The organism is Deminuibacter soli (assembly GCF_003412455.1).
Taxonomy (GTDB): domain Bacteria; phylum Bacteroidota; class Bacteroidia; order Chitinophagales; family Chitinophagaceae; genus Deminuibacter; species Deminuibacter soli.
Window position 1 is genome coordinate 111,040 of sequence record NZ_QTJU01000013.1, and the last position, 9,264, is coordinate 120,303.

Annotated in this window: 9 protein-coding genes; 4 read left to right on the plus strand and 5 right to left on the minus strand. The window is 46.2% G+C overall.

Features of this window, described 5'->3' with window-relative positions; translation table 11 throughout:
- Window positions 1-27: 27 nt before the first annotated feature.
- From DXN05_RS22780 to DXN05_RS22790, 3 genes are read right to left on the minus strand one after another with little or no spacing between them, the layout of a single operon-like run.
- Window positions 28-1,197, minus strand: a complete 1,170-nt coding sequence (locus tag DXN05_RS22780) for an efflux RND transporter periplasmic adaptor subunit (RefSeq protein ID WP_116849613.1) — start codon at window positions 1,195-1,197, stop codon at window positions 28-30.
- Between the two features lie 30 nt (window positions 1,198-1,227).
- Window positions 1,228-2,580, minus strand: a complete 1,353-nt coding sequence (locus tag DXN05_RS22785) for a TolC family protein (RefSeq protein WP_116849614.1) — start codon at window positions 2,578-2,580, stop codon at window positions 1,228-1,230.
- 18 nt (window positions 2,581-2,598) lie between these two features.
- Window positions 2,599-3,216, minus strand: a complete 618-nt coding sequence (locus DXN05_RS22790; protein WP_158559412.1) for a TetR/AcrR family transcriptional regulator — start codon at window positions 3,214-3,216, stop codon at window positions 2,599-2,601.
- A 107-nt stretch (window positions 3,217-3,323) separates the two neighbouring features.
- On the opposite strand from DXN05_RS22790, the gene DXN05_RS22795 reads away from it, so the two are divergent.
- The 4 genes from DXN05_RS22795 (at window position 3,324) to DXN05_RS22810 (ending at window position 7,530) form a co-directional block, all read left to right on the plus strand.
- Window positions 3,324-4,085: a DUF502 domain-containing protein gene (locus DXN05_RS22795; RefSeq protein ID WP_245975283.1), complete on the plus strand. Its 762-nt coding sequence runs from the start codon at window positions 3,324-3,326 to the stop codon at window positions 4,083-4,085.
- A gap of 42 nt (window positions 4,086-4,127) precedes the next feature.
- Window positions 4,128-5,192, plus strand: coding sequence for a 3-phosphoserine/phosphohydroxythreonine transaminase (serC, locus tag DXN05_RS22800; RefSeq protein WP_245975284.1), 1,065 nt, complete (start codon window positions 4,128-4,130; stop codon window positions 5,190-5,192).
- A gap of 69 nt (window positions 5,193-5,261) precedes the next feature.
- Complete coding sequence (locus DXN05_RS22805) at window positions 5,262-6,497, plus strand: DUF1015 domain-containing protein (protein ID WP_116849617.1); 1,236 nt, start codon at window positions 5,262-5,264, stop codon at window positions 6,495-6,497.
- 13 nt (window positions 6,498-6,510) lie between these two features.
- A complete protein-coding gene (locus DXN05_RS22810) occupies window positions 6,511-7,530 on the plus strand; it encodes a tetratricopeptide repeat protein (protein WP_147314048.1) in 1,020 nt (339 codons plus the stop codon).
- A 99-nt stretch (window positions 7,531-7,629) separates the two neighbouring features.
- Here DXN05_RS22810 and DXN05_RS22815 read toward each other — a convergent pair whose 3' ends face one another.
- A complete protein-coding gene (locus tag DXN05_RS22815; RefSeq protein WP_116849619.1) occupies window positions 7,630-7,911 on the minus strand; it encodes a chaperone modulator CbpM in 282 nt (93 codons plus the stop codon).
- 18 nt (window positions 7,912-7,929) lie between these two features.
- Window positions 7,930-8,838, minus strand: a complete 909-nt coding sequence (locus DXN05_RS22820; protein WP_116849620.1) for a DnaJ C-terminal domain-containing protein — start codon at window positions 8,836-8,838, stop codon at window positions 7,930-7,932.
- Window positions 8,839-9,264 lie beyond the last annotated feature (426 nt).

Genomic DNA, 9,264 nt, shown 5'->3' on the forward strand with positions numbered 1-9,264 from the left:
AGTGTTAGGCAATTAGAATGGATTGATCTATCGGGCATCAGTTGTTAACAGCTGGTTTTCATACAGGCTCTGGTAACCATCAACAATTACATGATCGCCTGTTTGCAAACCGGATTTTATTTCAATACGGTCGCCATACAGTTCACCAATAACAACGGCTCTTTTCTTCGCTATCACTTTCTGCTTCTCTGTTACAGCCACCATTACGTATTTGCCTTTCTCGTCTGTCTGCACGGTGTTCAGCGGAACAGTATAGGCACCAGGTGCGCTGTAGTCCTGTATTTTAACCAGGGCCAGCTGGTTGGGATGAAAGTCTTTGTCGCTGGGTATTTTAGCTTCAATGTAAAAGCTGCGGCTGTCCTGGTCAATCAGTTTGCCAGCAACGGTTACTATTGCATCAATGGTGCGGTTAATATCGGGCAGGGTAACTTTTACATGCGATCCCACATGCACGCGGCCCAGGTAGTTTTCCGGTATCTGCGTGGTTATTTTAAGATCATGTGTGTTTACAATCCTGATCTGGTTGGCACCGCTGAAGGTTTCACCTACACGTATGTTTACTACATCGGCTACACCATCGAGGTCGCTGCGAACGGTGGTAAAGTTTACCTGCTCCTGTGCGAGTTTTACATTTTCCTGGGCAGATTTCAGCTGGCTTTCATAGCTGTCTACACTGGTTTTGTCAGACAGTACCTGCACTTCTGTGCCAATACCCTGGTCTAACAGGTTTTTGCGGCGGCGGTATACTTCCTTTGCAAGGTCAAGCTGTGCTTTTAACGAGCCTAATCCCTGTTCTGCAGCACGCAGGTTTTGTTTGGCTACCACATCATCCAGCTGCAGCAGTACCTGGCCTTTGCTTACTATATCACCTGTTTTTACAAATACCGCTTTCACCTGACCGGGCTGTGTGCGTGGTGTTACGTTGGATACGTTTACCGATTCCACCTTACCCTGCAGGTCTATATAATGGGTAAAACCGGATGGTTTCAATGTATCGATGGTTACCAGCTTGGGGCGTTCTTCCTTGCCGGCTGCAGTATCTGTTTTAGCGATATCACTTTCCAGCGCTGCTACTTCTTTCTTCAGGCTCTCCAGCTTTGCTTTTTTAGCGGCCAGCGTGCCGTCATCTGTTTTTGCACCACACGAAGCGAAGGTTACAGCGATGGCGAGTATTCCTATGTTCACCAACTTTTGCATATATCTTGGTTTGTAGGTTTGTAGTTTTTGTTATTTAAGTTGTCCGGTTGCTTTCAGGTAATTTACCCTGGCTATAATTCCATCGTACAGCGCAGATATATAGTTGCTCTCAGAAGTACGCAAATCGGTTTGGGCATTGGTTAAATCTGTGCTGGATGCAAGTCCCAGCTCGTATTTTTTCTTTGTCTGGTTGTACACATTCGCCGCCAGCGTCATGTTGCGTTTCTGGTAGTCGATGGTAGCAATGGCCGATTTAAAATCGTTTCTTGCTTTCGTGGCATCGTTGTCGATACTCAGTTTCAGGTCTTCCAGTTGATTTTCTACCTGGCGTGTTTGCAGGCGTGCTTTTTTAATGTTGGCGTCTTTTTGCAATCCGTCAAAAATCGGGATCGATACATTCAGGCCAATGTACGAGGTGGTAAACCAGTCGCCCTTGTTAAACACGTCAAACTCCGTTCTGTATGCGGCTTTGCTGTAAGCACCGTTTAACGACAACGAGGGAAAGTAACTCAGTTTATACCGTTTTACATTGTACTCGTTCAGCTTTTTGCTCAGCATCAGTGCCTGGTATTCTTTTCGGTTTTCATACTGGTAAGCACTGTCCAGCGCGTTCTGTTTAATGTCTTCGTCGGTGATGTTGTCTGTCAGTGTCAGTTCTTCTTTCACCGGCATGCCGATGAGTATTTTCAAACCCAGGTAGCCATTGTTAATGGTGTTCACTGTTTTCAGCCTTTCAGTTTGCAGGTTGGCGAGCTGTACAGATGTTTTATCTACATCCAGCGATTCTGCAAAACCATTGTCGTGCATGGCTTTGGTATCGTGCAGCAGCTTTTCCAGCCGTTCAATGTTGGCGTCAATCTGGTCTACCTGTGTTTTGCTCACCACCAGCTGGTAATACACTTTGTATATGTTGGCCTTGATGTTTTCTTCTGTAATCTCGATGTTCTTCTGGTAATAATCAATAGAGGTTTGCCGTGCCTGCAAACCCACAAATACCTGCCCGTCGAACAGCACCTGCTGCAGGTTAATGCCTGCGCTGGCGTTGTATTTGGTACCAAACTGAACGGGTGCATAGGTACCTGCAGCGCCGCCGAAAAACTCGGCAGGTACAAGGGTTACCGGTATCTTCAGGTAGTCTGTTAAACCCGCGGTTGCATTAATTTGCGGCAGGGCGGCAGAGGTAATGCCACGGTTGGTTTGCTGCTGTACCTGTAAATCGAGCAGGGCGTTTTTTACCTGGTTGTTGTTTTTATGGGCGTACTCAACACACTGCTGAACCGAGAAGGCATGCACAGTGGCAGCCGTATCCCGCGTTTGTGCAGCGGCCGTACAGGCAATAAGGGTTACCATGCACAACAATAATGTTGTACTGCGATGTATCATATTTGCTTTTTTTGTATACTAAATCTGCTTTTGTTCTCTGCGTTGCTGTATATATTTCTGTAACAGTTTCAGGCCCTTCGGTGTGACAATGCCATTCAAAAAATGTATCAGTATTTCTTCTTCCACTTCCACCACCTTGTATTTGTTTTTTGGAAAAACATCCAGGTTAAAGGCAATCATAATATTGGCGATGCGGTACCGGGCCAGCACATCTACATTAATATCTGCCCTGTACAACTCTTCCTTTATGCCTCTTTCCAGGTTTTCCACAATACTGGTGTACATAAAGCTGTTCTTGAATTCAATAAACTTCTGGTATACGCCCGGATGGTATTTTTCCAGGTCGTATAAAATAGACGGGTTCATGGTGGCGAGTATCTCCTCCATCATTTCAAGCGCCATAAAAATTTCATGTACCGCATTAACCGATCTGTCCCTGTCGGCCATGCACAAATCCCTGCTCTTGTTCATATGCCCCTCAAATACGGCAGCCACCAGCTCTTCCTTGTCTTCGAACGACTGGTAGATGGTTTTCTTGGATATCCCCAGCTGGCCGGCAATCTCATCCATGGTTACACTGCGGATGCCATACCTGCTGAACAATTCCTCTGCTTTCTGCTGTATTCTGTCTCTCATTTCCATAACGCTAAAAATCGGAGGTAAAACTATGGAAACTTTTTTTGTAATCAGAGTTTCCGTGACTAAATTTTATTCATTTTAGGGGCCAGCGGTCGTATAAATGGATGAATGAAGCTGCATTTACGCAGCTGCAGCGTGGTAAAAACAGGCTTTCGTATGTATTAAACAGCACTGCGCCCGATAATTCAGCACAATTCATGAAATTCGTGTTTCAAATCATCATCATGTCAACCTTCAAGAGAAAGGTTTTCGTTGCACTGCACTGGCGTAAACTGATTCAGTATTTTTTCCAGGGTTTGGTTGTTCTCGCCCCCATCGGCATTACCGTTTATGCGGTGTTGTGGCTGTTCAGGGCGGTCGACAGCATTTTGCCCAACATTCTGCACGACCTCTTTCCCAAACTCATGTATACCAGCGAATCGGGCGAATTCCGCCGCATACCGGGCCTTGGCTTTGTAGTGGCACTGCTGATTGTGCTGTTTGTTGGCTGGATTTCCTCTTTCTTCTTTGTAAGCAGGTTGGTACATGTATTTGATAAAGTGCTGGAGAATACGCCCGGCGTTAAATACATCTATACTTCTGTAAAGGATTTCCTGGAAGCCTTTTCGGGCAATAAAAAGAAGTTCGACAAACCGGTGCTCGTAAACGTTGATTCTGCCGGCGTTTGGCGCATCGGGTTTATTACACAGGAAAGTGCTGCGCATTTTGATATGGAAGACCATATGGTGGTATATGTGCCCTATTCCTACGCAATTTCAGGAATTACTTATCTTGTGCCCAGAGACAAAGTCAAACCTTTAAAAGATACAAGTCCGGCCGAAGCCATGAAATTTGCTATCTCAGGCGGCATTACGGAAGTTGATTGATTATTCACCATGCTTATATAACTGGATTTTACAAGGATGAACATGCATAATTTTAATTCAGGCCCTTCTATTTTACCGCAGCCGGTACTGGAAGAAGCCGCCAAAGCCATTATCAATTACAACAATATTGGCCTCTCTATCCTCGAAATCGGTCACAGAACATCGTGGTTTGAAGAAGTGCTGCACGAGGCACAGCAAAGTGTAAAAGACTTAATGCAGCTCAACGATTCGTACGAAGTGCTGTTTTTGCACGGCGGCGCCACCACGCAGTTTATGCAGGTGCCCATGAACCTGCTCGATACCAATGCCACCGCAGCCTATTGCGATAACGGCATCTGGGGAAGCAAGGCCATTAAAGAAGCCAAACTGTTTGGTAACGTAAATGTGGTTGCTTCTTCAAAAGACAGGAATCATACCTACATCAATAAAGATTTTACCATACCAGCCGATGCGGCCTACCTGCACTATACCACCAACAACACGGTAGAGGGTACACAATGGCATCATATTCCTGAAACCCATGTACCGCTTGTGGCAGATATGAGCAGTGATATTTTCAGCCGCCCCATGGCGTTTGACAAATTTTCCCTCATTTACTGTGGTGCGCAGAAAAACATGGGTGCAGCAGGTGTAACCATGGTAGTGGTTAAAAAAGACATACTCGGCAAAATCAGTCGCACCATTCCGCCTATTATGGACTACCGCGAGCATATTGCAGCAGGCGCGCTGTTAAACACGCCGCCTGTATTCGCTATATACCTGAGCATGCTTACCCTGCGCTGGATTAAAGAAAACGGCGGGCTGACTGTGATGGAACAGAAGGCAAAAGAACGTGCACACCTGCTGTACAGCACCATTGAATCGCTGCCGAATTTTGTAGCCACCGTTGCACCGGAAGACCGCAGCCTGATGAATGCTGTTTTTGTGATGAAGGATCCTGCACAGGAAAAACCTTTTCTCGACGAATGTAAAAAGCTGGGTATGGTGGGCGTTAAAGGCCACCGCAGCGTGGGCGGATTGCGCGTATCGATGTACAATGCATTACCATTAAGCAGTGTACAGGCCATGTGCGATTTAATGAAAGATTTCGCCAACAGGTACAACTAACAAATACACACAAAGAGGAAACGCCGTAACCAATATTTTCCAAAAACAAAAGGATGTTATCCGATTCTTATGGCTGTTATTAAACCATTCAAAGCGCTAAGGCCGCAGGCACAGGTTGCCAAACAGGTTGCCAGTAAACCCTATGATGTATTGAACAGTGCAGAGGCTAAAATTGAAACACAAGGCAATCCGCATTCTTTTCTGCATATCACCAAAAGTGAAATAGACTTACCCGATACCGTTGACATGCACGATCAGCAGGTATACGAACGCGCCAAACAAAATCTCGATGCGTTTATCAAGCGCGACCTGCTGTTCCGCGAAGCAAAAGACTGCTATTACATTTACCAGCTGATTATGAATGGCAGAAGCCAGACAGGACTGGTTTGCGTAAGCAGCGTGGATGATTATGAAAAAGACATCATCAAAAAACACGAATTTACCCGCCCTGAAAAAGAGCAGGATCGCATTAACCACATCAAAACAACCGGCGCCCAAACAGGCAATGTGTTTCTCGCCTACCGCAATCAGGAAAATATTGATACCCTGATTGACAAATGGAAGAACACCAAAGATGCTGTATACAATTTCACTGCTGAAGATGGTATACAACACACTGTGTGGATTGTAAACGACGATAACTGCATTCAGCAGATTACACAGTTATTTGCCACTGAAGTACCGGTAACCTATATCGCCGACGGGCATCACCGCGCAGCCTCTGCCGCCAAAGTGCGCAAGGCCCTGGGCAGTGCCGCTACAGAAGGCAGCAATTACTTTTTAACAACACTTTTCCCTTCGAACCAGCTGTATATAATGGATTACAACCGCGTGGTAAAAGACCTTAACGGGCTTACCCCGGCAGAACTGCTGGCTACGCTGGAAAAGCAATTCACCGTTACCAGGGTGGGCAGCAAGGCGGTACATCCCACGCAACTGCACGACTTTGGCATGTATTTAGACGGTAGCTGGTACCTGCTGCAGAGCAAACCAGGTACTTTTACCACCGATCCCATTGGTGTGCTGGATGTAAGCATTCTGCAGAACAATGTGCTCGATCCGGTGCTGGGCATCAAAGACCAGCGTACAGATAAACGCATTGATTTTGTTGGCGGCATCAGGGGACTGGGCGAACTGGAAAAGCGCGTTAACAGCGGGGAAATGGCGGTTGCATTCAGCCTGTACCCTGTAAGCATTGAGCAATTATTTGCCATTGCAGACAGCGGTAATGTAATGCCTCCCAAAAGCACCTGGTTTGAGCCCAAACTGAGAGATGGATTATTAACACATCTTATTTATCAATAGAAGAATGATTGTTATGAAGCAGATTTTATTGTGTGTTTTACTAATCAGTACCACCGCGACCTTTACCCATGCGCAGGATACCACTGCAGCCAGTTCTACTTATGAAAATGGCAAAGCTTTTTTACGCAAGGGCGATTTAGACAATGCCATTATGCTGTTCACGCGCGCAAGCCAGCAGCAGCCCAATAATGTGAACATCCTGAAAGACCTTACCTATGCTTACTATATGCGCAAAGATTACCGCAATGGTTTGGAAACAGGCAAGAAGCTGATTGAACGCCCCGATGCTGATGACGACTGTTACCAGCTGCTGGGCCTTTGCTATAAAGCAACCGCAGCCTATTCAGATTGTGAGAAGTTATACAAAAAAGGATTGGCACGTTTCCCCAAAAGCGGTATACTGTACAGCGAAACAGGCGATCTGCTGGCTGTTCAGCACAAGCTCAATGATGCCATCAAATACTGGGAAAAGGGTATTGAAATTGACCCCAACAATGGCAATAATTACCTCAATGCCGCCCACTATTACGATCAGCAGGGCAACCTGCTCTGGGCTGTGCTGTATGGAGAAATATTCATTAATATTGAGAGCCTCACAGACCGCACTGCTTCTACCAAGGTGATGCTTGCAGATGATTATAAACAACTGTTTTCTTCGCCTGCATTGCTTAATGGCTATGTAAAACAGGGTACACCTTTTACCAGGGCCATTGCCGGCACTTTCGCCACATACAGCAACCTGGCCAATGATGGTGTTACACCGGATGCGCTCAATAAAATACGCACGAAATTTACGCAGGACTGGACTGCACAATATGCCAAACAATACCCTTTCCGTTTGTTTGATCATTTTCAGCAGCTGGTACAGCAAAACACTTTTGAAGCCTACAACCAGTGGATATTCAATAGTGCCACCAATGAATCTGCCTACAACACCTGGGTTTCGGCACATACAGACAGCAACAGCGAGTTTGTAAAACTGCAGCGCAGCAGGGTATTTAAAATACCTGCCGGTCAGTATTACGCGCACTAAGCTTACAGGATTGTTGATATACAAAAGCCATGACCGCGGTCATGGCTTTTTTGTTTAATGTTTTGATGTTTAAAGTTTGGCTGCAGCGAATGGCCCAAGCTAATGGGTGCTGTTGCGTAAAACCAGTACCTGTTGCTGCAGGTGGTTTATTTTCTCCAGCAGATGCAGAATGGCTTCTATCCCCTCAATATTAATATCGAGGTCGTAGTGCAGGTGTATCATCTTTTCCAGTTGCCCGAGGTGCGTGTACCCGATAAACAGTTTCTCTTCTACCACATTGCATTGCAGCAAACCCATGTTTTGCAGATTTTGCAGAAACGACATAGGCACCTGGTAGTGCATACAAAGTTCTTCAGCCGCAATCATTTCCTCTAATGCCATAGAAAGCAATTTTAAATGTTACATATTGGCCAGTTGCTGAAACAGTTCTTTTTGTTGCGGGTTCAGGTTGGTAGGAATTTTAACAGCGTAGGTAATAAAAAGATCACCCTTCTCACCTTCTTTTTTATATACAGGAAACCCTTTGCCTTTAAGGCGGGTTTTGGTACCGTTCTGCGTTTCGGCCGGCACCTTTAGTTTTATTTTACCGTCGAGCGTATCTACTACTACATCACCACCCAATACGGCGGTGTATAAATCCAGGTCAACGGTCATATGCAGGTCATTGCCGGTACGTGTAAAGCGCGGATCGGGGGGTATTACAAACGTAAGGTACAGGTCACCGTTGGGCCCGCCATTAATGCCTTCGCCACCATGCCCTTTCACTTTAATCACCTGCCCGTTTTCAATACCCGCAGGGATGGTAATACGGATATTCTTCCCGTTTACGGTGAGCACCTGCTGGTGTGTGGTATAAGCGCTGGCCAGGCTTACCTGGAACTCGGCCGACTGATCCTGCCCGCGGTAATGGGTATTGCGCCTGCTGCGCGAACGTCCGCCACCGCCAAACAGTGATTCAAAGAAATCGGAGAATCCTGATTCGCTTTCAAAACCGCCGCCTGCACCACCACTGAACGCCTGCTCATCCCAGCCCGCAGAACCGCTTTGCTGACGCGCCTGGCGTGCCTGTTCAAACTGCTCTGCATGTTGCCAGTTTTCGCCGTACTGGTCGTATTTTTTACGCTTCTCCGGATCGCTCAGCACCTCATTGGCTTCATTCAGCTGCTGAAAGGTTTTGTGCGCTGCGGTATCGTTGGGATTTAAATCGGGATGGTATTTCCTGGCGAGTTTGCGGTATGCTTTTTTGATATCATCTGTTGATGCATTCTTATCCACTCCAAGCGTTTTATAATAATCTATAAAAGCCATAACTGCTCCTCTTTTGGTTTAGATAAATGTACATATTTCCGCAACAACAAACGTGCCTGCGGGGTGGTAACTGATGAGATGTCAGGGGAAGTTGTGAGCGGCTGGTAGTGAGTGGTCAGTTGTGAGTAGTGAGTGATTGAAAGCGTAGGGAAGTATGTGTGGTGGATCACTGGTCAATAGGTAATACTGAATAGGCAATAGGTAAAACTCAAAGCCGTCGTCTTGCGACGCTGCTGTGTGCTTCGCTAAAAGCTTGCAGCTATCCGCTAACAGCTGGGTGTTGTTACCTTGCTGTATCTCCCAAACAAAAAAGCCTCATCCGCAACAGAGCGAACAAGGCTTCTTTTTAATAAATATGGCAGCTACCTACTCTCCCGCATTTTGGTGCAGTACCATCGGCCATGAGGGGCTTAACTTCTCTGTTCG